Below are 24366 nucleotides of genomic sequence, written 5' to 3' on the forward strand. Positions count from 1 at the left end.
CCTACGGTCAGCTCCTCGACCGGATCCGGGCGGCGGCGTCGTTCCTCACCGAACAGGGGGTTCGGCCCGGAGATCGCGTCGTGTGTTACTCGGAGAACCGCCCCGAGATCCTGATCGCGCTCTATGCGAGTTCACGGATCGGGGCGGTCTTCACCCCGGTCGGTATCGCGTCCCCACCCACGGACGTCGGCTACATCCTGCAGGATCTGTCGGCGCGCGTGCTGCTGGTGTCGCCGCACACCGTCGACGCCGGCCGCGAGGTGCCCGGCGTCGACGGCATACCGATCCTGTCCCTGGAAAAGGTTCACGACCTGGCACTGCCGCACCTGCCCGCGTATGTTCCCGGTCCCGCGCCGGAGCACCGCCCGACGGCGGACTCCGCGGCGTTGGTCGTCTACACCTCGGGAACGTCCGGACACCCCAAGGGAGTCACCCTCAGTCACGGCGCACTGTTCTTCAACGGGGTCAACACCCTGCTCGGACTGGACATCGTCGCCGACGATGTGACGCTGGTGAACACACCCCTGTCGCACGTCGCGGCGTTGAATACCCTCGCCGTCGCCACCCTGTACAAGGGCGGCACGGTCGTCCTCGACAGCAAGTTCGACGCCGGGCGGTGCCTGCAGCAGATCGAACAGTTCGCTGTGACCACCATGTTCGCGGTGCCCTCGATGCTCACTCTGATGGCGCAGGTGCCGGGGTTCACGGACGCGAACACCTCGAGCCTGCGGTGGATCCTCGGCGGCGGCGCCCCGATGCCACCGGAACTGGTGGCCCTGTGGGCCTCGCGCGGTGTCCCGGTTCTCGCCAGCTACGGGCTGACCGAGGCCGGACCGTCGGTCAGTTTCCGGCGCGCCACCGACGCGGCACTCAAGTCCGCATCATCAGGGACTCCGGCGTTGCTGACGGATCTGCGGATCGTTTCCGATGACGGCAGCGACCTTCCGCCCGGCCAGGTCGGCGAGGTGCTCGTGCGCGGACCGCACATCGCCTCCGGCTACTGGGGCAACGAGACCGCGACCGCCGAGACGTTCCGACAGGGATGGCTGGCCAGCGGCGACCGCGGCTTCATCGATGTCGACGGCGACCTGTGCATCACGGGGCGGTCGAAGGAAATCATCATCACCGGCGGGGAGAACGTGGATCCCGCCGAGATCGAGCACCTGGTCGTCCAGTATCCCGGGATCCGCGATGCCGCCGTCGTCGGCCGCCCCGACCCGGTGTGGGGTGAAATCATCACCGCGGTCGTCGTCTGCGACGACACCGTCGAACTCGACGAGCTGCAACAGTTCCTGCGCCCACAGCTGGCTAAATTCAAGATCCCCCGCGTCCTCGAACGGCGTGAGAGCCTGCCCCGCAGCCCGGTCGGCAAACTCCTGCGCCGCGAACTGACCCCCACCTCCCAGGACACCCCCGTACAGCGCTGACCCCGTCCGCCACCGGAACGGGTGCTCCACCCCCAGCGCGCGGTCGACGGGTCTCGCCGGCACACGGCGACAACCCCTTCGCCTCCGCACGCCGGCGGATCGAGTCAGAAAGGCCTTTCCCATGAGTACAACCACACCCGAGTCCCCCTCAACCGGTTCCCCCCGTATCGCCGTCGTCGGCGGCGGTATCGGCGGAGTGGCGGCAGCAGCGTTCCTGCACCGGGCCGGTCTCGACGTCACCGTCTACGAGCAGGCACCCCAGCTCGGGGAGGTCGGAGCCGGACTGGTCGTCTCCCCCAACGCGGTGCGAATGATCCGCCGGCTCGGTCACTTCGACACCTTCCTCGCCAAGGCGGTCCCCCTCGAGGTCGGCTGGGAATTCCGGCGCTGGCAGAACGGGGCGATCCTCTCGGCCGAGCAGCTCACCGACAACTGCGAAGCCCTGTACGGCGAACGCTCCTACGTCGCGCACCGCGCCGACGTGCTCGACGCCGTCCGCGCGGCGGTACCGGCGAAGCTGATCCGATTGGGCATGCGGTGCACCGGCATCGAACCCCACGCCGACGGGGCGCGCCTGCACTTCGGCGACGGATCGGTGGTCGACGCCGACGTCGTCATCGGCGCCGACGGGGTCCACTCGGTCATCCGGGGCGCCATCACCACCCCCGCCCCCGCCGAATACTCCGGGATGTGTGCGTTCCGGGCGCTCGTCCCCGCCGCGGACGCCCCGGCGTTTGCGCGCCGCCCGGTCCAGACCCTGTGGATCGGACCGGACCATCACCTCGTGCACTACCCGATCTCGGGCGGCAAGGCCGTCAACATCGTGGCGTTCGCCCCCGCCGGTGACTTCACCGACGAATCCTGGAGCGCCACCGGCACAGTCGCGGAGCTCCTCGCCGAGTTCGACGGGTGGGATCCCCGGCTGACCGATCTGATCAGGGCTGCCGGGACGCCGGGACGATGGGCGCTGCTCGACCGCGCACCGCTCGACCAGTGGTCACGTGGTCGGGTGACGCTGCTCGGTGATGCCGCGCATCCGATGTTTCCGTTCTTCGCCCAGGGCGCCGCCCAGGCCATCGAGGACGGTGCCGCGCTCGCCCAGTGCCTGGCCGCGGACACCGGCGACCCCGATCGGGCGCTGCGCACCTACGAGGAGATCCGCCTGCCCCGCACGACGAGGGTCCAGCAGCTCAGCCGCGGCCGCAAGGAGATCAACCACCTGCCCGACGGTCCGGAACAGATCACCCGGGACGCCGGACTCGCCCAGCAGGATCCCCTGGTGGCCAGTGGTTGGCTCTACGGATACGACGCCGAACTGGCCGCCCGGGAGGCGTACGTCCGATGACCACCTTCGAACACACGACCCTGCCGCAGCGGGTGCTGTTCGGCACCGGACGGGCGGCGCAGAACCTGGCCGCCGAGGTCGACCGGCTCGGCGCGCGAGCGGTCATGGTGATCGCCGGCCCGACCGAGCAGCCGATCGCCCAGACGGTCACCGAGCGCATCACGGTGGAATTGCGCTACGACGACGTCGCACCGCACGTGCCGATCGCCAAGGCCGAGAAGGCCCGGGCCGCGGCCACAGAGCACGGGATCGACCTGCTGGTCTGCATCGGTGGCGGGTCGACGACCGGTCTGGCGAAGGCGATCGCTCTGACCACCGGTCTGCCCATCGTGGCCGTCCCGACCACCTACGCCGGTTCGGAGGCGACCAACGTCTGGGGGTTGACCGAGGATTCACGGAAGAGCACCGGGGTCGACGACAGGGTCCTGCCCGTCACGGTCGTCTACGACGCGGACCTGACCAGTTCGCTGCCCGCCGACCTGTCGGTGGCGTCCGGTCTGAACGCCCTGGCGCACAGCATCGACTCGATGTGGGCGCCGCGCGCCGACCCGATCAACCAGGCGTTGGCCGCCGAAGCGATCCGCACGCTCAACGCCGGGCTGCCGGCCGTCAAGGCCGACCCCGACGACATTGCCGGGCGGGAGGACTGCCTCTACGGTGCCTACCTGTCCGCGGTCGCCTTCGCCTCGGCGGGATCGGGGATGCACCACAAGATCTGCCACGTCCTCGGCGGCGCCTACAACCTGCCCCACGCGCAGACCCACGCCGTCGTGTTGCCGTACGTCCTTGCCTTCCTCGCGCCCGCCGCACCCGCCGCCGAAGCGCGGATCGCCGCCGCATTCGGCACCGCACACGCACTCGACGGGCTGAACACGCTGCGTGCAAGGCTCGACGCGCCCACCGCCCTGGCCGATCACGGGCTGACCGAGGACAACATTCCCGAGGCGGTCGCACTCATCCTGCCGTTCATCCCCGACACCACCCCGCGCCAGGTGACACCGGGCAACCTCGAGGTTCTGCTCCGCGCCGCCTGGGCCGGCACCCAGCCCTCATCGGAAGGTTTCTTGTCATGACTTCCCGCACCGTGGACAAGACCGTGGCCGCCAACCCCGAACAGCGCCGGCGTGAGGAAGAGTTGACCGCGAAGGTGGTCGCCAGCTTCGACGGCGCCGACAACGAGCGCCTGAAGTTGGTGTTGCAGTCGCTGACCCGGCACCTGCACGCCTTCTTGCGCGAGGTGCGCCTGACCGAGGAGGAATGGAACACGGCGATCGAGTTCCTCACCGCCGCCGGGCATATCACCGATGACCGGCGGCAGGAATTCATCCTCCTCTCCGATGTATTCGGCGCGTCCATGCAGACCATCACGATGAACAACGAAGCCGAGGGCGAGGCCACCGAGGCCACCGTCTTCGGGCCGTTCTTCGTCGAGAACTCGCCCCGTATCGACCTCGGCGGCGACATCTCCGGCGGTGCCCCCGGCCAACCCTGCTGGGTCGAGGGCACCGTCACCGGACTCGACGGTTCCCCGATTCCCGGGGCGCGGATCGAGGTGTGGGAGGCCGACGAAGACGGGTTCTACGACGTCCAGTACACCGACGACCGCGTCACCGGCCGCGCCCACCTGTTCACCGACGAATGGGGCCGGTACTCGTTCTGGGGTCTGACCCCGACCCCGTATCCCATCCCGCACGACGGCCCGGTCGGCGCCATGCTCGCCGCCGCCGGCCGCTCCCCGATGCGCGCCAGCCATCTGCACTTCATGGTCACCGCCGCTCGGCACCGCACCCTGGTCACCCACATCTTCGTGCGCGGGGACGCACTCCTGCACTCGGACAGCGTGTTCGGGGTCAAGGAGTCGCTGATCAAGGACTTCACCGAACAGCCGGCGGGAACACCGACCCCGGACGGCCGGGAACTCGGCGGCCGCCCCTGGTCGCGGACACGATTCGACATCGTCCTCGCCGCCGCACCCTGACCTGCCTCGGCACATCCGCACCGACAGCTCCGACACGAGCGTCCGGCCGATCTGCCTCCGGACTACGGGAGCGCCGGCGGCGGGCACATCCACCATTGACCTTATATCAGAATATCTGATATACCTGTATCAGTGATGCTGATACACATCAGCAGTTGAGAGGGACCCCGATGAGCCACTACCGCAGCAACCTGAGGGACATCAGGTTCGATCTGTTCGAACTGCTCGGACGCGACGACGTCTACGGTTCGGCACCGTTCGCGGACTTCACCCGCGACGCCGCCGACACCGTGCTCGACGAGGCGGAGCGGTACGCCACCAACAAGTTGGCACTCTCCTTCAGCGACGTCGATCGCGCGGCCGTCACCTTCGACGCCGCCACGCACAGCGTCCGTCTGCCGCAGGACTACCGCGCCTCGGCCGCCGACTACCTCTCGTCCGGCTGGCTCGATCTCGACCTGCCCGAGAAGCTGTCCGGGCAAGCCGTCCCACCCACCCTGCGCTGGTGCGTCACCGAGCTCATGCTCGGCGCGAACGCGGCGATCCCCCAGGGACTCAACGTCATTCCGCAGGTGGTCCGGCTCCTGCACCAGGAGGGCACCGAATCGCAGCGGCGTCTCGCGGAACTGATCACCGAGCACCAGTGGATGGTCACCATGGTGCTCACCGAACCCGACGCCGGCTCCGATGTCGGCGCCGCACGCACCCGGGCGATCCCCCAACCGGACGGAACCTGGCACCTCGAGGGTGTCAAGCGGTTCATCACCTACGGCGATCACGACCTGACCGACAACATCGTGCACATGGTGCTGGCACGGCCCGTCGGGGTGGACGGCGCCGGTGGCCCCGGCACCGTGGGACTGTCCCTGTTCGTGGTCCCGAAGTTCCACTTCGAACCGAACACCGGTGAACTCGGCGAACGCAACGGTGTCTACGCCACCGGCCTCGAACACAAACTCGGCATCACCGGCAGCCCCACCTGTGAGGTCACCTTCGGCGGCGAACACCCCGCGGTGGGCTGGCTGCTCGGCGACCGGCACGCGGGCATCCAGCAGATGTTCGAGATCATCAAACACGTCCGGATGCTCGTCGGGGTGAAGTCGATGGCTACCCTCTCCACCGGCTACCTCAACGCCCGCGAGTACGCCCTCAACCGGGTCCAGGGTCAGCCCCTGGTGCGCACCGACACCGCCCCCGGTGCCGTCCCGATCATCGACCACCCTGACGTCCGCCGGTCCCTGATGACTCAGAAGGCCTACGCCGAAGGCATGCGGGCACTGATCCTCTATGCCGCGTCCCAGCAGGACCGCATCGAAATCTCGCGCGCACAGGGCACGCTCGACACCGAGGCCGACGCCTGCCATCAGCTGCTGCTGCCGGTGATCAAGGGATTCTGTTCCGAGACTGCCTGGCGCATCCTAGGCCAGGAGTGCCTGCAGACCTTCGGCGGCTCCGGGTACCTCGAGGATTACCCCCTCGAGCAGTACGTCCGCGACACCAAGGTCGACACCCTCTACGAAGGCACCACCGGCATCCAAGGGTTGGATCTGTTCAGCCGCAAGATCGTGCGCGATCGCGGCGCCGCCCTCGAACGGCTCCTTGTCGACATGGACAAGACCGCCGACGACGGCAACRATACGTTTGCCACCGAACGCGCCCTACTACGTGCCGGGATCGACGCGGTCCGAGACATGTGCAACCTGCTGACCGACCGTTGGGGCACAACCGATCACAAGGATCGGCGCCCCCTCGCGGCCCAGGACACCACCCGGCTGCTCCTGCAAATCGGCAACCTCGTCTGCGGCTGGCTGCTGCTGCGCAGCGCGCAGATCGCCGAGGAACGCACCACCACGGCCACGCCGGCCGACCGGGACTTCTACCTGGGCAAAACCGCCACCGGGCGGTGGTTCGCCCGCCACGTGATCGCAACCATCCCGGCGGAACTGGTCAGCATGCAACACACCAGCAGCGACCTCATCGAACTCCCTCGCACCGCTTTCTGACACACCGGCTCGACCGCCCGCATCCGAGGATGTGGCCCCAGTCAGGCGAATCCGCACACCCACGCCCACTACCCGATCACACGGCGTGCGGATTCGCCCCTTTCTTGCCCGATGACGAAATGTGCCAGCGGTTGCCGGAAAGCGGTGGTGTCGTATGACGGGCGTCGCGTCGTGAACGGCCCTCAGTCGCCCGCAGCGGACACGCTGTAGTGATCGCGCATGGTCACCGCACTCTCTGTAGCGGGGTTGACAACCACATTGGTGAATCCACCATTTCGACTCTCCACCGCGGCCAGTGCCTCGTTCACTTCCGATAGCGGATATACCTCGTGCTCGAACACCGAAAGGTCCAGCGTGCCGGCTTCAGCCATCCGCGCCATCTCCTGCCCCTCGGCGACACTGAACCAATTGGACCCGATGACACTGATCTGAAAACACATCAGCTTGAACATGTTCAACGGCAACTCCTCCGACATGCCACCGATATCGACCATCCGGCCCCCACGACGCAGGGAGTCGATACCCGACACTGTGATCTCATGCGGAGCACCGGGTCCCACCGCGTCGACAAAGGCGTCTGCCCCGAGACCATCAGTGTGCTCGCGAACCCATTCGGGCACTTCACGGTCCCCGTGGGCGAGGACGCGGACGCGCTGGGGATCCAGCTGCCGGATCCGTTCGAGAAGGTCACGATTTCGCGCCATCACCAGAATCCGGCTAGCGCCCATCGCGAGAGCATTCAGTACCGCACCCACACCCAGGGTTCCGGTACCACCGTTGATCAGAACCGACGTGCCCGCACGTACGCCACTCTTGCGCAGTGCGGAGTACGCGGTACCCAAGTATCCGAACCGGCAGGCCTGCTCGAACGAGACGGAGTCTGGCAAGGTGACCAATCCGTCGGCGGGCGTTTTCATGTACTGGCAGAAACCGCCGTGGGGATAGTCCTGGTAGATCTCGTGCGAGTCGGGGCCGAATCCGAAGTACCCCTGAAAGGTGAAGCTGGGATCGTTGAGCGGGTCGCCGCCCCTCGACGCGTAGGAGTCTCCGGAGTGGCGCCCCGGGTTGACGTATACCCGGTCTCCGATCTTCACGTTGCGGACCTGAGAACCCACCTGGGTCACCACTCCCGCAGCGTCGAGCCCGAAGATCGCCGGCAGCTTTGGAAGGGGCAGGTAGGGGAACCATTCCGGCCATGACGTCACGACGTTTCGTAGGTTCGGAATTACGTTGCAGGCCTTTACTTCTACGAGGACATCGCGCGGTCCAGGCTCGGGGATGGCCACTTGGTCGATCTGAAAGGGCTGTCCGACCTCGTGCAACCGAGCGGCGTGCATGTAACTCATCTCTGTACTCCTCTGGCGTTGAGTCGATGACGACTCGTTACGTGTGGTGGTGGTGAGCACGGACAGCTGCGCAAGCGAGCTGTGGCCCTGTGAACCGGGATCCGGTGACCAGTGCAACTGCCATTGTGTGATGTGGACCTCACTTCGGTCCAATAACCATTGGTGGACTGTCGATAACCGTTGCATATCAGCCATGGCCAACTGCGCTACTTCGTAGTGCTCATCAGCGAGCCCACGATGGCGAACGCCTAAGTGGTTCCCACGCCAGAGAATCCAGCCGCTTCATGGGCGCAGCCCATCCACTGATGCCACCGTGGTTGGATTGTTCCCCCACGCTGCGTCGAATACAGATCGACCGACGGTTACGTAGCCGCAGCTCAGGATGAGAAACCGTGCGACGACTGCGTCAACGGGCGCGCTACGCCTTCGGTGGGGTGTGCCTGCGTTCACTGGGTCGACTTTCCTCGAGTCGGTGATTCGACGACATCGTTGCCTGGTCCAATGCAACGATGCCGGCAGACCGTATCGGTGCGCGGTCAACGAGCCCTGCGCGCCAATCGTTCGGCGTCGGAAATCACGACGGTCTTGCCTTCCAGTCTCAGCCATCCGCGTTGCGCGAACTCGGCGAGCGCCTTGTTGACGGTCTCGCGGGATGCGCCGATGAGTTGGGCGATTTCGTGCTGTTTGAGGTCGTGGGTGACCCGCAGACAACCTTTGTCCTGTTCCCCGAATCGTTGCGCGAGCTGCAGCAGTGCCTTCGCGACACGACCGGGGACGTCGGTGAAGATGAGGTCGGAATAGTTGTCGTTGGTGCGTCGCAACCTGCGAGCCAGCACACGAAGCAACTGATCGGTGATCTCGGGACGCTGACGGACCCAATCCCCGAGCGCATCCCGACCCATCCGTACCGCACGCACCGGGGTGAGAGCGGTCGCGGTGGAGGTGCGGGGCCCGGGATCGAAGATCGTCAGCTCGCCGAACATGTCGGAGGGACCCAGGATTGCCAGCAGGTTCTCCCGGCCATCCGGCGTCCGGCGGCCAACCTTCACCTTGCCCTCGACAATGATGTAGAGCTCGTGGCCTGGGTCGCCTTCGTTGAAAATGACGTGCCCTCTGGGGAAGTCCACCGGTGCGAGTTGGGCCGTCAATGCGGTCGCGGCCGCCGAATCAACACCCTGGAAGATGCCGGCTCGCGCCAAGATCTCGTCCATAGCCATCCCTCTCACATCGGTGACTCCGCGCGCCGCCCGTCCGACACGGACGTTCACAAGTGCGGCTGCTTGGACCGAAGCGTCAGAATTGCCATTCTAGCATTCTAGTTGCGGTCGTCGGGTCGATCCCTGGCCTGACGCCCACTGCAGGCTGCGCACTAGTGCACAGCCTCAACGGTGGCCGGGGCGGGACTGATGGCTCGGTCGTTCACAAGCTGTTGCGCGGCGCCTCTCCTGCCCCAGCCGCCAGGGAGCAGAATCACCGAAACCACGGAGATCGCTGAGACGATCAGCAGGTAGACGACGATCGAGTCGCTGGACTTGGTCGAGGCGTACAGGGCGGTCGCGATCGTCGGTGCGAACGCTGAGCCCGCCACCTGGGAGAGGGTGTACCCGACCGACACGCCGCTGTAGCGCACGTCCGCGTCGAAGATCATCGTGAACAGTGATCCGGTGACCCCGGCCGCCGGTGCCATCGCGATCCCGAAGACCAACACCAGAGCGGCCATGAACAACCACGGATTCCCGGTGTTGATCAGCGCGAAAGCAGGTGCGATTACCACACCCATCGCTACTGCCCCGAGCAGGTACATCATCTTACGGCCGAACGTATCGGAAAGAGCGCCGAAGATCGGGTACAAGATCACGGCCACGACTCCGGCGACGAATACCCCGGCGAGGGCGAACGTCCGACTGATCCCCGCCACCGTCGTACCGTACGAGATCAGATACGCGCTGCAGATATAGGCGAATACACCCTGGCTCAGGTAGGTTCCTGCGACCAGAAGTATCTCGCGCCAGTGCCTGCTGATTGCCGCGAGAACGGGCACGCGCACAACAGCATTACGCTTGCGAACGGCAGCGAAGTCGGGGCTCTCGTCGAGGGAGAGCCTGATGAACAGCCCGATGATGATCAGGACGGCGCTGAACAGGAATGGCAGCCGCCAACCCCAGGAGAGGAACTGTTCGTCCGGCAGTTGGGAGACCGCGAGGAACGCGAGGGTGGCGACGCTCGTGCCGGCGGGAGCACCCATCTGGGAGAACGATCCGAAGAATCCCTTCTTGGCCTGCGGGGCGTGCTCGACGGCCATCAACGTGGCGCCGCCCCATTCCCCGCCGACAGCGAAGCCTTGCACCAGGCGCAGCATGGTCAGCAGGATTGGGGCGGCGATTCCAATCTGCGCGTAGCCGGGCAGCATTCCCATCAGCATGGTGGCCGAGCCCATGCCGACCAGGGAAATCACCAACATCTTCTTCCGGCCGACCCGGTCGCCGAAATGCCCGAACACGACCCCGCCGAGAGGACGGGCCAAGAACCCGACGCCGAACGTCGCGAATGACAGCAGGATCCCCATCGCCGAGGAGACGTCCGGGAAAAACAACTTCGGGAACACCAGCGCTGCAGCGGTGCCGTAGATGAAGAAGTCGTAGTACTCGACCGTGGTACCGATAAAGCTCGCCATCGCCACCCGCAGCGGCGACGTTGCCTTACGGGTCATCGGGATTGACAGCGTTGAGGATTCTGTCATGTTGTTCCCGTTTCGGAGCGCGGGACCGTGCCGATTCCGCGGTGGGGGTGTGAAGGTGGTGGTTGGTGGGCAGCGACGCCGATAGTGCGCATCGCCGGGGATCGCTGGGTGATGCTGAGCGTCGGGGGATGCGCGGGTCAGGAGATCAGTACCCCGTCGACCCGGCGTGGGACCGCGAGTTCGGTCGTGTCCTGCAATTCGTCCGGCAGTAATGCGGGGTCGACGTTCTGGAACGCAACGGGACGCAGGAACCGGCGGATCGCTGTGGCGCCCACGGAGGTGTGCTGGGAGTCGGTGGTCGACGGGGAGGGGCCGCCGTGGTGCATGCTCCAGGTGACGGCAACGCCCGTGGGGTACTGGTTCGCAACTACTCGGCCGGCTTTCGGCGTCAGCGTCTCGAGAAGCGCCTTCGATAGTGACTGTTCACTGGTCTCGGTGTGGAAGCTCGCCGTCAGCGCGGGCCGAACCTTTCGTACCAGCCCGAGAAGTTCGTCCTCGTCTCCGTACCGGACGACAACTGCGGTCGGTCCGAAACATTCTTCGAGAGCGACTCCGTCGAGGTGCTCGGGTGCGCACTCCCACAGCGCGGGCGCGAGCCCGTCGACGGTGGCGCTGTCGCCGCGGGCGATGAGGTTGATACCGGTGGTGGCTTCGAGTTCCTTACTGCCGGAGATGAAGCCGTCCTGTATGGCGGTAGTGAGTAGTCGGGATACCGATGCGGTCCCGATGCTGTCGGCGAGGTGCTCGAGGATCCGCTGACCCGAGGCGATGTTCGGCAGAAGTACCAGTCCTGGTTTGGTGCAGAACTGACCGCTGCCGAGGAGTACTGATGCTGCCAGCGCCTCGGCGATGTCGGCACCGCGTGTGTCGGCGGCACCGGGTGAGATGACGAGCGTGTTCTGGCTGCCGAGTTCACCGAAGAAGGGAATCGGGTGGGGGCGGTCGTGTGCGAGGTCGGCCAGGGCTCGTCCCCCGCTGACCGAGCCGGTGAAACCTGCGGCGGAGATTTCGGGGTGGCAGATCAGTGTGCGGCCGGCGTCGCGTCCGTGGATGAGTCCGAGCACTCCCTCGGGCATTCCGGCTTCCCGGAGTACGCGGGCCGCGATCTCGTGCACGAGTTCCGATGTCCGGGGATGGCCCTGGTGCGCCTTGACGACGACCGTACATCCGGCGGCCAGGGCGGAGGCAGTGTCGCCGCCGAGGACGGAGAAGGCCAGGGGAAAATTGCTTGCGGAGTACACCGCGACCGGCCCGAGCGGAACCAGCCATCGACGGACGTCGCCGGCAATGGGGACTGGTGCAGCCGGATCGGCGTGGTCGATTGTCACCTCGAGATAGGCGCCTTCGTCGACAACGTCGGCGAACATTCGCAACTGGTGCACGGTGCGGGCGAGTTCACCGACCAACCGTCCTGTGCCGAGGCCGGTTTCGGCGTCGGTGATCGGGACGAGGTCATCGGACGATGCCGCGAGTTCGCTGGCGAGTTTGCGCAGGATCGTCGATCGTTCTGCCCGGGACGTTGAGGACCACACCGACACGGCCTCCGCGGCCGCTCGGATCGTGGCGTTCGTCATGTCGGTGGTGGTTGCGGGAAGTCGGGTCGTGGCGGTATCGGTCACTGTGCCACCACGCTCGCCTCGACTGCCAGTTCCTGGTCCGCCGCGATGCCCATGCCGGTGATCCACTCGGGGACCGTTTCGTAACCCACGGTGGCGAGCGGCTGGCCTACGGTGGCAGCGACAGCGACCCAGGTGCGTACTTCGTGTGCACCCGTGCCGGCCGCCTGGATGTCGTCGTGCGTCAGCCGGGAGATGGCGTCGAGGTCGCCGTCGGCGAGCAGAGACAACATGTGCTTGTCCCACTCTGGCCGGATGGCGTCGATAGCTTTGGCCATGTTGTTCGTGATCAGCGCCTGGCGTTCCGCTTCGGGGAGCTTGTCGGCCCCCGGAATGAGGGAGGGCGGTGAGTGCGAGAGTCCGCCGGAGCCGATCACGAGCACGCGGTCGTCCGCAGAGGTGGCGGTGTCGAGGAACTCGCGGGTGAGTCGTCCGAGTTCGACGACCCGCGACATGGTGGCCAAGGGGCGATCGATGCAGTTGATGATAACGGGGAGCATCGGGACTGCGTCGAGCCGTCCGAACAGATCGGTGGTCGACTGGCTGAAGCCGTGGTCGAGCTCGAGCTCATGAGCGAATGCAACCTCGACGCCGCGGGCTGTCACGTGCTGGACGTAGTCCCGAATCAGTTGGGAGGGAATGTCGTAGCGACTGCTGGCGGTGTTCCAGTCGCCGTAGCCTGAGGCCCGTTCGACGGTGGTGAAAGCCGGCGCGATTCCGGCCAGCGCCCGCATGTGATCGGGCCCGAAGTAGACGACCAGGGTGGGGTCGTAGGCTTGCGTCGCGCGTGCCGCGGCGGAGATCGCGGCACGAAACTGGAGGCCCTGCGTGTGCTCGGTGTCGGCCAGCATCTGCGGACTGTGGGAGAGGGCAACGCCGGCGAGACGGGCACCCGACTTCAATGTTGTCATGGCTTACTCCTGGAGTTCCTGGGACCGCCGTGGCGGTAGCTCAATGTGGGGAGACGCGTCAGCGCCGGGCGAGCACGGTCAGCGATCGAGTGACCTCGCCGACGGAGGTGATGGTGGCGAGCACGCTCAGGGACGCGATAGCGGCGGTATGAGCTTCGGGTGTGGCCGCCGAGCAGGCGTCGTCGATGATGCCCACTCGGTAGCCGAGGTCGGTGGCCGCTCGGGCGGTGCTTTCGACCGAGACATTGGTCGCGACGCCGCTGAACAGCACTGTGGTGATTCCCCGTGCGGTGAACACCGAGTGCAACTCGTCGGTGAATCCGCCGACGCGTTTGTGAGTGATGAGGATGTCGGTGGGATCTGGTTCGAGTGCGGTGATGATCTCGGTCGACGACGTTCCGTCCTGCATGCATCCCAGCTTGGGAATCTCCGTCAGGATGGGGGAATTGGCAATCAGGTCGGAGTAGTCGGACCGGAAGGCGATGCGGGTGTATACGACGGTGCATCCAGCCCGACGTCCCGCGTCGAGCACGGTGCCGATTCGATTGATCACGTTTCGTTCCCGGATCTGTTGCGAGAACAGTCCGGCAAGGGCTCCGGTGGGGCCGACCACATCGCCTTGGCAATGGATGGCGATGATGGCGGTACTGCGGGCGTCGAGTTCCATGGTGGACTCCTGTGCGTGGGATGTAGCTGGCCGGAGAGGCAGTTGGCGGCGGCGCTCGTCCTAGTTCAGCCGTACGGTGTCGACCGCTTCCGTGTGGGCGGGTGTTCCCGCGAAGAAGTCGGTGACCAGGGAGTGGAACGCCGGGGCCCGCTCGGAGGGGAACCAGTGGCCGGCGTCAGCGAAGACGTGCAGTTCAGCGTGGGGCATCAACTCGGCTAGGCGGATGCCGTTCGACACGGGCACAACCTTGTCGTGTCGACCGTGCAGTACCAGTGTCTGATGTCGGAGGGCGGACACTTCACGCTCGAACTCCTCCGGTGCCGATGCGCCGGCGCCGAAGAAGGTCTGGATCGCCTCATGCGCACCCGGTTGGGCGCTGAGTGCGTAGCGCGCCTCGACGAGCCGGTCGGTGACAGTAGCGGCATCGTGGGCGAAGCACTCGCGCAACACCTCTCGCATCAAGTCGCGGTCAGGCCGATAGTCCCGGAGTAACTTCTGCGCCCGCGATTTGGAGGGTGCGACGCGGGTGCTCATCACCACCAGCCGTTCGATCCGCTCCGGCGCATCCAGCGCGAGCTGGAGTGCTACGCGGCCACCGAGCGAGTTCCCGACAACGCTGAAATGCTCCAGGCCCAGGGTGTCGGCGAGCGCCAGTGTCTGCCGCGTCCACAGATCGACTCCGTAGAGCTGACCGAGTGGTTTGTCCGAGCCRCCGAAGCCGAGGAAGTCGGGCGCGATGACCCGGTGCGATCGTGCGAGCAAGGGCGCGAGGGCAGTCCAGGTACCTGCCGCGGAGGCTCCGGGCGCCGCCCCGTGCAGCAGCACGATTGCAGGTCCGGCGCCGGCGTCGACGACGTTGAGCGTGTGCCCGCCGACCTCGCAAGCCCGGGTGGGTCCGAGCGCTGTCACGATCTGGCCTCCACCGTGTCCAGTCGCGCGAGGACGCGCTGTTCAGCGCCGGTGCGTGTCCATTGCCGGCGCTCGGGGTGCGCGAGAAGGGCGTCGTATGCGGTGGCGATCATCTCCCGGATGTCCATGAACGGTGACACCAGGCCCGCCCGCTCCGCCTTGTCGATCGCCAAGATTGTGTTCTCGTTGCTGAACGGGAACACGCAGTCGGCGTTGTTGAAGGTGGCTCGGTCTTCTCCGGTCGGCCCGCCGCCGACGGTGCGGGTGTCCGCCGGACGACCCAGGATTTCGGCGCAGACGTCGACAAATCCTTCGAGAGAGGTGTTGCACCTCTTGGAGGCGACGTTGTAGACGTCGAATCCTTCTCCCGGCAGGTCGACAGCGCGGGCGAGAGCCTCGGCTGCGTGGTCTCGGTAGATGTATTGGTGCACCGCCTGCCCGTCCCCGGGCAGCAGGATCTGGGCGCCGTCGAGGATGCGGTTGAGGACGAATTCTTCGCGGGGGATGAAGTTCAGTGGTCCCAGGACCAGAGGTAGGCGAATGATGACCGAATGTGCACCTGCACGTGCGTTCTGGATGGCGCGCTCGCAGGCGATCTTGTCGATCGCGTAGTTCCCCCAGAGGGGGTGCGGACCGTAATCGATCTCCTCCGGCCACGGCAGAACTGGGCTCGGCCGCACCACATTGACGGTGGAGCAGTGCACCCAGCGTCCGACATCCGGAAGGGCTGCGAGCAGAGAGGCCGTCTGGTCGCCGGTGTAGGCGGAAAGATCCAGCACGGTGTCGAAGCGGCCCTCTGCCAAGCGTGCCAGGTCTGCGGGGTTGTTGCGGTCTCCGAGGACAGAGCGCACGTTTCCGGTCCAGTCGGGTTGACGGCTTCCGCGGTGGAACACCGTCACCTCGTGTTCTGCGTCGAGCAACCGCTGTACAGCGAGGACTCCGACGAATCGTGTACCCCCCATGACCAGTACCTTCATGACGCGAGACCTCCGCTGCAATCGCTGAATTCCATGCAACTAGGGCATCACGACGCCGAGATCTTCGTCCAATACAACTCTGAGGCTCGGCGATAAGCGTTAGTGATCGCCGCTGCCCGACAGCTCGCGGCACACACGGAGGAAGGCGGACAGCACCGGTTCTTCCCTGCGTGCATTCCACGCCACACCGAATTCGAACCTCGGTGTCGGCGAGGCGAATTTGCGGATCACCACGCGATCGGATCGCAGGGTCGATGCCCGCTCGCTGTCGACCACAGCCACTCCGCGGCCGGAGTCGACGGCGGCGAGCAGGTGTTCGGGGTCCGGCTCCCACAGAACCTTCGATGGAGGCGTGCCGCCGAAGATGACGCGGTGCATTTCGTCGAAGTATCCGGGTGCTTGGGCGCGCGGCCAACTGATCAGTGTTTGGTCGCGCAGGTCGTCGCGCTCGATTCGGTGCTTCGCCGCCAACGGGTGATCGGCGGGGCACGCCACCACCGCCTCGGTGTCGCCCAGCACCAGTATTCCCAGGTCGGAAGCGTCGAGAACAGGGAGTCGGACGAAGGCTGCGTCCACTTCACCGGCGCGGAGCATGTCCACGTTTCGAGCTGTCCAGGCGACATCGGTGGTGACCTCGACGGCGGGATGACGTTCTCGGAAGACCGTGACGATCGTGTCGGGTAACCCAAAGGCCACCGACCGGGTCAGGACGGCCCGCAACGAGCCGGTGTGGCCTTGTCCGGCCGCTCGTACCCGGTCGAGGGTGCGCTCGACCTGGCTGAGGATGGCCGGCCCCTCTTCGAGCAGTACCCGCCCGGCCTCGGTCAGCCGTACACCGTGTGAGCTTCGCTCGAACAGCTGTACGCCGCACTCTTTCTCGAATACCTTGATCTGCTGGGACAGTCCCGGCTGAGCCAGGTGCAGACGTTCGGCGGCGCGCCCGAAATGCAGCTCCCTCGCCAGGACGACAAAGTACTCGAGCCGCCGGAGATTCACACCACGACGATAAACATTGCTTCTCGCGATCGCAAAGAGTCCTATTGGACGCCGCGGGGAATCCTGCCGCACGCTGAGTGCAGGCAACACGCCGGACAACTTTGACGAAGGGCAATCACGTGTCTGAGCAACCTCCCCGACCTTCACTCACGGTCGCAGAAGCTGTGGCGGCCGCCTTGCAGAGGCACGGCGTCACCGTCATCTTCGGCCAGAGTCTACCGTCAGCGCTGATGCTGGCCGCCCCGAAATTCGGGATCCGACAGCTCGCCTACCGAACCGAAAACGCCGCTGGCACAATGGCGGATGGATACGCTCGTGTTTCCAACACGATCTCGGTGGTAGCGGCGCAGAATGGCCCCGCGGCCACGCTGCTCGTCCCGCCCTTGGCCGAGGCGACGAAGGCATCTGTTCCGGTTCTGGCGCTTGTACAGGACGTTCCTCGCGGCAACCGCGACCGTAACGCCTTCCAGGAATTCGACCACACCGACCTCTTCMGCTCGTGCTCGAAGTGGCTGCGGGTCCTCGATGATCCGGCCCGCGTAGATGATTACGTGGACATGGCGATCACTGCTGCAACATCGGGGCGGCCAGGCCCGGCAGTTCTCATGTTGCCGCGAGACGTTCTGCTCGAGACTGCCATCGACGCCGGTCGCCGCACGGCAGTCCTTGGACGGTTTCCCCTCGATCCGGTCCGCCCCGCGGCGGACAGGATCGAGGAGGCGGCCGACGCGATCGCAGCCGCCGAACGCCCACTCATCGTCGCGGGCGGCGGGGTGCATTTGTCCGGCGCCGCCACTACTCTCGCGGCACTGCAGGAACGTGCATCCTTGCCGGTCGCGACGACGAACATGGGCAAGGGATCTGTGGACGAACGGCATCCGCTGTCGGTGGGAGTCGTCGGAAACTACATGGGCCCGACCGGAGCCACCCATCACCTGCGCTCCATGGTTACCGACGCCGACCTCATCGTCCTCGTCGGCACCCGTACCAATGAGAACGGGACCGATGCGTGGAGTTTGATCTCCGAGGGCACCCAGCTCGTCCACATCGATGTCGACTCGAATGAGGTAGGCCGGAACTACGAGGCGATCCGCGTCGTCGGAGACGCGCGACTCGCCCTTGCCGACCTCCTCGAAGCACTCGAGGACCGCGATCTCGGCAAGCGGCAGGCCGGCGAGGCGTCGGTTCGTCAGCAGATTGCCGAAGCCCGCATACATCACAAGAACGCAGTAAACGAGCTCGTCACCCCCGCGGCAGGCCTGGTGCGCCCAGAACTCGTCGCCCATGAGATCAACAAGTTGCTCGAAGATGGCGAAACCATTGTGACCGCAGACGCGAGCTATTCCAGCATCTGGATGGGAAACTACCTTCGCTCCCGCCGCCCGGGACAGCGATTCCTCTCCCCCCGTGGACTCGCCGGCCTCGGCTGGGGCATGCCGTTGGCACTCGGAGCCAAGGCCGCTCGCCCTGATGCAACCGTCCTCTGCCTCACCGGCGACGGCGGATTCGGGCATGTGTGGTCAGAGTTCGAGACCGCAGTGCGAGAGAACCTTCCCGTGGTTGTCGTGCTACTGAACAACGGCATCCTCGGGTTCCAAAAGCACGTGGAGTTGGTGCAGTTCGGTGAGTACACCGGCGCCGTCAACTTCGCCACGGTGGACCACGCCGCCATCGCGACGGCCTGCGGCGCAGACGGTATTCGCGTCACCGACGCCCACGAGGTAGGTGACACGCTGGCGAAGGCGGTCGCATCCGGCAAACCCACCCTGGTGGAGATCATCTGCGACCCCCGCGCCTACCCCCCGATCACTGGGTGGAGCGGTGTCTCGGATGAGGTGATGTCCCAATAGCAGTTCCACACCGACACCGTGCGCACGGTGACTGCGACGAAGAGTAAGCAAGTCAGCCCTGCGGCCCACCCGGCCCCGGGGCTGACGTCACTCCTCCACGATGGTTCGGTGACATCGAGGTGCACCAGATCCGGGGGGCGAGGCTCCATCGCCCAGAAGCTGCTCCGTACCTCATGCACTTTTATCCTGCGGTATACGAAGCAATGTAGGCGTCTGGTCAAGCAACATATCTCAGTCGTTTCTCAGCCTGAGGCGAGCCGACGCGCCTCTTTCGTGCATCCCGGACCGTCGACCTTCATGAACCCCTGCACCGTCCACGGCTTGCCTCAACGTTCTTGCCGACAACTGTGCAGACGCAGTCTGCCCGCTTCGCACGGCTGAATGGTGCGATGTACGACCTCGCCGAGTGCATGTGCTACCAAAGGCGCCGTCGCCGCGGTGCTCTGCGAACAGATCCGCATCTTCGAGGCCGGGAACGACCTGGGCAATATCGGATGCGTCACGGCCGTCGAGTTCAGCGTCCAGCCAGTTGGTGTACCACCAGAGGGAACCTCGCAGCTGAACGCTTCCGACTGACGCGGCAGTCTGCGCGTCGCAACGGCGATGCTCGCACGGCCGGATCGACGGCGATGTTAGTGAAGTTTTCTCCAACCCCCTGTTTCTCGAACGTTGGTCGAGGAACAGGGGGTTTCTGTTGCTGACACTCGCCTCGGGCACAGKAGCACGGTGGTCGCGGTCCAAGGAGCTCTCCCCTCGTCGTCGATTCGGTGCTTGTTGCCGACAGAGCCCGTGGACATAGTCGCTTTCTATAAGCCCGATCGAATCTTGGTCATGGACGCTGCCCGCGCTGCCCGCGTTATATGAACGAAGTTGATGTGACACGGATAACACGACGAGGAGGATGCGGCGCCGTCTCGATCGCCTCGAGATTCGCTGAGGCAGCCAGTGCTGCTGGGCCGTGCAATCGGGCGTCACTGAGCTCCAGTGCAACTGCGCGGATCACCGACGACCGAACCAGACTCCCCGATCGCGCACCGCGCCATCCTCCCGACATCCCTACGTTCTCGCGTGGGCCCTGTTGAAGGCTCGTCATATCAACTCGGCGGACGAACGAGCCCGCTCTGGAACCTACAAGGCACGAAAGGCATCCGATGACCGGATCAAGACCCGCACAGCAGCGAAAAGTATTTGCCGCAAGTGCAATCGGAACAACAATCGAGTGGTACGACTTTTTCGTCTATGCCACAGCCGCCGCACTGGTGTTCAGTTCGCAGTTCTTCGGCGCCATGGATCCCGCGGTCGCACTTCTGACCTCGATGGCGACGATTGGTGTCACGTTCATCGCTCGCCCGTTCGGCAGTGCGGTGGTCGGTCACTTCGGCGACAAGATCGGCCGCAAAGAGATGCTGGTTCTGACTCTCGCGCTGATGGGAATCTCCACGTTTCTGGTCGGGCTTCTTCCCACCTACGCCCAGATCGGGATCTGGGCACCGATCCTTCTCGTATTTCTCCGCTTTCTCCAGGGAATAAGCGCCGGCGGAGAATGGGCAGGGGCCGCGCTGATGGCGGTCGAACACGCCCCGGCGAACAAGCGCGGGCTSTGGGGCGGGTCCGTCCAGATCGGTACCCCGGTCGGCCTCGTCCTCGCCACGGGAAGCTTCCTACTCGTCGCGCAGTTCACCACTGAGGACGAGTTCCTGAGCTGGGGGTGGCGGGTTCCGTTCTTCGTCAGCATCCTGCTGGTTGCCATCGGCTACTACGTGCGCACCAAGATCGACGAGAGCCCGGAATTTCGTGAGATGAAGGCACAGTCTCGACAGGAGAGTGCGCCCATCATCGACATCTTCCGACAGCACAAGCGTCCGTTGGTGATCGGCACACTCACCTTTCTCGGAACGAACATGGCTGGGTACATGATCATCTCGTTCCTGCTGTCCTACGCGACGAACACCCTCGGCATCGACCGGACCGATGTCCTGCTGGTGCAGGTGGTCGGATCGTTCTTCTGGGTCGCCGTCATTCTCGCGACCAGCTACCTGACCGATCGGGTGGGTGGACGGGCGTTGTTCATCGCCGGGTTCACGTTGCAGGTGCTGGTGGCGGTGCCCTTCATGCTGCTGGTGGGCACGGGACGGGTCCTGTTGATGTATCCGGCCGCGCTGCTGCTGATCATCAGCCTGGGCCTGACCATGGGCCCGCAGTCGGCGGTGTTCGTCTCACTGTTCCCCACCCGCGTGCGGTACTCCGGAGCATCCCTCGCGTACGCCTTCGGAGCGATCCTCGGCGGAGGTCCGGCACCGTTCGTTGCCACGTACCTGGTCCAACGATTCGATTCACCGTTCGCGGTGGGCCTCTACATCGCCGGCGCAGGGTTGGTCTCACTGTGTGCTGCGCTCGCGATCCGCGGGACCGACCTCGTCGGCCTCCGTCATGGTCCCGAGGCAACGAAGGATCCATCGGCGCACGGTGACAATCACTCCACCACGCTCGTGAATTCGTAAGGGACCGTCTCAGTGAACCGGACCCAGCTAGGCGATGCACCCGCGCCGTTCCCACCGCGGATTGCGGTACTGCCTCGGCCAACCCCTGAACTGACCACAGCGATCTCCCGGGGAGGAGGTGTCACCGTCGCCGATCCCGCCGAAGCCGATGGTGTCGTCGTCGATTTCGCGCTGGACCCGATGGACCTCGACACCGAACTGCGCACCCTCGACCGAAGTGGGGTTCGCTGGGTGCAGCTACCCCGGTCGGGAGTCGATCTCTTCCTACCCGCCATAGTCCGGAGACCGGACCTGACGTGGACCAGCGCCAAGGGGTGTTACGCAGAATCGGTCGCCGAGCATGCACTGACCCTTGTCCTGGCTTTGCTGCGCGATGTACCCGAACGCGCTCGCGCGGCGTGCTGGGGTGAGCCGTCCGGTCGCTCTCTCCATGGTTCCCGCGCCGTCGTTGTCGGCGCCGGTGGGGTCGGACTCGAAACCGTCCGACTGCTGAAATGCTTCTCCTCACACGTCACTGTCGTACGGCGACGGCCCATCGACGTCGTCACCGCCGATCGCACGCTCGGCGTCGACGAACTCCCCGAGGCCCTCGCGGACGCCGACATCGTGATCGTTGCGGCAGCACTGACGTCGCGGACCCGAACCTTGCTCGGCCAACGAGAGTTCCAGTGTCTCGGGCCCAACGCAATCCTGGTCAACATCGCGCGCGGAGAACTCATCGACACCGACGCACTGGTATCAGCGCTCGAGGCCGGGCAGCTCGCCGGCGTCGGATTGGACGTCACCGATCCGGAGCCGCTCCCCCACGACCATCGTCTGTGGAGGCATCCACGGGCACTGATCACCCCGCATACGGCCGACACCATGGCCATGCGCCTTCCCCGGTTCGCCGAACGGGTGACCGAGAACGTACAGAGATTCGGTCATCACCGCCCGCTGACTGGGGCGGTGGACACAGCAGCCGGCTACTGAACATTCTGGTTCGGCCGCGGCCAGATGGCCTTGCAGGAGTCAACTGTCGGCTCCTGCAAGGCCATGTCCGCTTTGGCGCGGGGGAACCTCCGGCAGTGATCGACGATCCCCTGCCCCCGCCCCGGCCGCCAGCAGTCTCCCGAGGCTCTCTTCGGCCCTATCCGCCGGTCATCTCCTCCCACGAGGTTCGTGGTTGCACGGCGTACGCGCGCATGTCGTCCATGAGGGCGGCGGCAGGAGGAGTGAGTTGACTGCGGCGACACACCGCAACGACGTGCAGGTTGCTTTCCGGAACGATGYGATGAACCTGGGCGCCTGCTCGTCGCGCCAATGGAGCCCACGCAGCGGGAAGCACTGCTTGACCGAATCCGCTCAGCACCAAGGGCAGGATCGAGGTCCGATTCGCCAATTCCGCGATGATCGTCGCGGCAACACCGTTCGAGAGCACATCGTCGACGAGCGAGCGCATCAACGAGCCGCCCTGTGACACGATCAGCCGCATTCCGGCCATTTCCGACCGCTCGATCTGTGGACCGGCGGGGACCACGGCGCCGGGACCGGAAATGAGGACCAGCGGCTGCACCTCGAGCTCGACCACGTCCAGCTCTGGTTCGCGTACCGGCGCCGATGCGCCGAGGAGGCCGATCTCGCATGCGCCGGTCCGCACCGACGTCACCACCGCGGCTGGACTCGGCGCTGTCTCCACCTTGAACGTCACCGCGGGATGTTGATCGGTGAACGCGGTCAGGATGGTGGACAACGGCTCGATGCCGTAGGAGGGCATCGTGATCAGGTCGATCCGGCCTGCGCGGAGTTCCTTGAGGGCAACAACGGAGGCCTTGGCGTCGTCGAGGTTGCGTAGCACGGTTCGAGCCGGGCCGACCAGGGTCTCGCCGGCATCGCTCAGCGTCAGTCGACGACCGATCCGATGAAATAGTGGCACTCCCAGCTCGCGTTCGAGGGTGGCGATCGTATGCGAGAGCGATGGTTGCGCGATCAGCAGAGCGTCCGCCGCGCGACTGACACCTCCGTGGTCCACCACCGCCAGAAAGTATTTGAGCTGCCGTGCGTCCATTTGGGTCCTTCCGTGTGGCGGGTGTGGGGGTGCCGTCGACGGATCAACCATCATGCTGCACCACTTGATAGAAGTTAACTATAAGCGGGATCGAATCTCGGTCATGGACGCCAGGACGAAGTGACGGATTAATAGAGACAGAACCAGTTGTGAGGTACACGACAACCCAACCGGGCGGACGAGACGCTCCACCCGCTTCCCCAACGGCGCGAGAAGCCTTCCGGCGTTCACCCGCTCGCGCGCACCAAGGAGTTACCTGATGTCCGTTGCTCTCTGCGCAATGTCGCATTCGCCGTTGATCGGCAAGAACGACCCCGACGCTACCGTGGTCGCCGAGGTGCAGGCCGCGTTCACGGATGCTCGCGCATTCATCGACGAGTTCGATCCCGAACTGGTGATCATCTTCGCCCCGGATCACTACAACGGCGTCTTCTACGACATGCTCCCACCATTCTGCATCGGCGCGGCAGCGCAGGCGGTGGGCGACTTCGGCACACTCTCGGGACCGCTGGCGGTAGACCGCGATGCCGCACACCGCGTGGCACGGTCCGTCCTGGCAAGCGGCCTCGATGTGGCCTTCTCCGAACGGATGCACGTCGACCACGGATTCTCGCAGGCACTCGAGTTCCTGACCGGGTCCCTCACCGATCGTCCAACCGTGCCGATCTTCATCAACTGTGTCGGCGAACCTCTCGGACCGGTGTCGCGTGTGCGGCAGCTGGGCGAAGCGGTAGGCCGCGCCGCGCTCGAGCTGGACCGGCGCGTACTGTTGATCGGCTCCGGCGGGCTCTCCCACGATCCGCCGGTGCCGCAGTTCCAGTCGGCGCCCGAGCATGTGCGCGAGCGGCTGATCGACGGTCGCAATCCCACCCCCGCGCAGCAGGAAGAGCGTGTTCGGCGCGTGGTCGACGTCGCACAGGACTTCTCTGCCGGTCTCGCAACCATCCAGCCGCTGAACCCGCGCTGGGATCAGGACCTGCTCGACGTGCTCGCCTCAGGAGAGCTCGACCAGTTCGACTCGTGGGGAAATGACTGGTTCGTCGAGAACGCGGG

Annotated in this window: 19 protein-coding genes; 9 read left to right on the forward strand and 10 right to left on the reverse strand. The window is 65.4% G+C overall.

Annotated features, from left to right (window positions below):
• The 5 genes from AC1D1G_RS23910 to AC1D1G_RS23930 form a co-directional block, all read left to right on the forward strand.
• Positions 1–1427 (forward strand): class I adenylate-forming enzyme family protein (locus AC1D1G_RS23910; protein ID WP_477953938.1); only part of this gene is annotated, 1427 nt, incomplete at its 5' end.
• Between the two features lie 121 nt (positions 1428–1548).
• Positions 1549–2772, forward strand: coding sequence for an FAD-dependent monooxygenase (locus tag AC1D1G_RS23915; RefSeq protein WP_061044649.1), 1224 nt, complete (start codon positions 1549–1551; stop codon positions 2770–2772).
• Positions 2769–3845, forward strand: a complete 1077-nt coding sequence (locus AC1D1G_RS23920; RefSeq protein WP_477953939.1) for a maleylacetate reductase — start codon at positions 2769–2771, stop codon at positions 3843–3845. The genes AC1D1G_RS23915 and AC1D1G_RS23920 overlap by 4 nt, the downstream gene beginning before the upstream one ends.
• Entirely contained in the window at positions 3842–4750 is a 909-nt protein-coding gene (locus AC1D1G_RS23925; RefSeq protein WP_477953940.1) for a dioxygenase family protein, read from the forward strand. The genes AC1D1G_RS23920 and AC1D1G_RS23925 overlap by 4 nt, the downstream gene beginning before the upstream one ends.
• A 170-nt stretch (positions 4751–4920) precedes the next feature.
• Positions 4921–6753: an acyl-CoA dehydrogenase gene (locus AC1D1G_RS23930; RefSeq protein WP_477953942.1), complete on the forward strand. Its 1833-nt coding sequence runs from the start codon at positions 4921–4923 to the stop codon at positions 6751–6753.
• A 182-nt stretch (positions 6754–6935) separates the two neighbouring features.
• On the opposite strand, the gene AC1D1G_RS23935 is transcribed toward AC1D1G_RS23930, so the two are convergent.
• The 9 genes from AC1D1G_RS23935 to AC1D1G_RS23975 form a co-directional block, all read right to left on the reverse strand.
• Entirely contained in the window at positions 6936–8090 is a 1155-nt protein-coding gene (locus tag AC1D1G_RS23935) for an alcohol dehydrogenase catalytic domain-containing protein (RefSeq protein WP_477953959.1), read from the reverse strand.
• A 545-nt stretch (positions 8091–8635) separates the two neighbouring features.
• Entirely contained in the window at positions 8636–9310 is a 675-nt protein-coding gene (locus tag AC1D1G_RS23940) for a Crp/Fnr family transcriptional regulator (protein WP_477953944.1), read from the reverse strand.
• A 158-nt stretch (positions 9311–9468) separates the two neighbouring features.
• Positions 9469–10839 (reverse strand): MFS transporter, encoded by a 1371-nt coding sequence (locus AC1D1G_RS23945; protein WP_477953945.1) that lies wholly within the window; start codon positions 10837–10839, stop codon positions 9469–9471.
• A gap of 137 nt (positions 10840–10976) precedes the next feature.
• On the reverse strand, positions 10977–12458 hold the full coding sequence (locus tag AC1D1G_RS23950) for an aldehyde dehydrogenase (NADP(+)) (protein WP_477953946.1): 1482 nt from the start codon (positions 12456–12458) through the stop codon (positions 10977–10979).
• Positions 12455–13366, reverse strand: a complete 912-nt coding sequence (locus AC1D1G_RS23955) for a DODA-type extradiol aromatic ring-opening family dioxygenase (RefSeq protein WP_477953947.1) — start codon at positions 13364–13366, stop codon at positions 12455–12457. Before AC1D1G_RS23955 ends, AC1D1G_RS23950 begins: the two co-directional genes overlap by 4 nt.
• 58 nt (positions 13367–13424) lie before the next feature.
• Positions 13425–14033, reverse strand: coding sequence for a cysteine hydrolase family protein (locus AC1D1G_RS23960; protein WP_477953948.1), 609 nt, complete (start codon positions 14031–14033; stop codon positions 13425–13427).
• 60 nt (positions 14034–14093) lie between these two features.
• The gene (locus AC1D1G_RS23965) at positions 14094–14942 is read right to left on the reverse strand and encodes an alpha/beta fold hydrolase (protein ID WP_477953949.1); all 849 of its coding nucleotides are present in this window, start codon (positions 14940–14942) and stop codon (positions 14094–14096) included.
• On the reverse strand, positions 14939–15904 hold the full coding sequence (locus AC1D1G_RS23970) for an NAD-dependent epimerase/dehydratase family protein (protein ID WP_477953951.1): 966 nt from the start codon (positions 15902–15904) through the stop codon (positions 14939–14941). Before AC1D1G_RS23970 ends, AC1D1G_RS23965 begins: the two co-directional genes overlap by 4 nt.
• A gap of 114 nt (positions 15905–16018) precedes the next feature.
• Positions 16019–16915 carry a LysR family transcriptional regulator gene (locus AC1D1G_RS23975; RefSeq protein WP_477953952.1) on the reverse strand — a complete coding sequence of 299 codons (897 nt, stop codon included), beginning with the start codon at positions 16913–16915 and terminating at the stop codon, positions 16019–16021.
• Between the two features lie 119 nt (positions 16916–17034).
• On the opposite strand from AC1D1G_RS23975, the gene AC1D1G_RS23980 reads away from it, so the two are divergent.
• The 3 genes from AC1D1G_RS23980 to AC1D1G_RS23990 all read left to right on the forward strand — a co-directional run bounded on the left by AC1D1G_RS23980 (position 17035) and on the right by AC1D1G_RS23990 (position 22238).
• Positions 17035–18765 (forward strand): acetolactate synthase catalytic subunit, encoded by a 1731-nt coding sequence (locus tag AC1D1G_RS23980; protein WP_477953953.1) that lies wholly within the window; start codon positions 17035–17037, stop codon positions 18763–18765.
• Between the two features lie 1151 nt (positions 18766–19916).
• Positions 19917–21266, forward strand: coding sequence for an MFS transporter (locus tag AC1D1G_RS23985; RefSeq protein ID WP_477953955.1), 1350 nt, complete (start codon positions 19917–19919; stop codon positions 21264–21266).
• Positions 21267–21278: 12 nt separating this feature from the next.
• A complete protein-coding gene (locus AC1D1G_RS23990; protein ID WP_477953956.1) occupies positions 21279–22238 on the forward strand; it encodes an NAD(P)-dependent oxidoreductase in 960 nt (319 codons plus the stop codon).
• A gap of 157 nt (positions 22239–22395) precedes the next feature.
• Here AC1D1G_RS23990 and AC1D1G_RS23995 read toward each other — a convergent pair whose 3' ends face one another.
• Entirely contained in the window at positions 22396–23313 is a 918-nt protein-coding gene (locus AC1D1G_RS23995; RefSeq protein WP_477953957.1) for a LysR family transcriptional regulator, read from the reverse strand.
• A 259-nt stretch (positions 23314–23572) separates the two neighbouring features.
• Here AC1D1G_RS23995 and AC1D1G_RS24000 point away from each other — a divergent pair.
• Positions 23573–24366 (forward strand): 3-carboxyethylcatechol 2,3-dioxygenase (locus tag AC1D1G_RS24000; protein ID WP_477953958.1); only part of this gene is annotated, 794 nt, incomplete at its 3' end.

The sequence above is a fragment of the Rhodococcus sp. P3_B8 genome, from assembly GCF_056402775.1.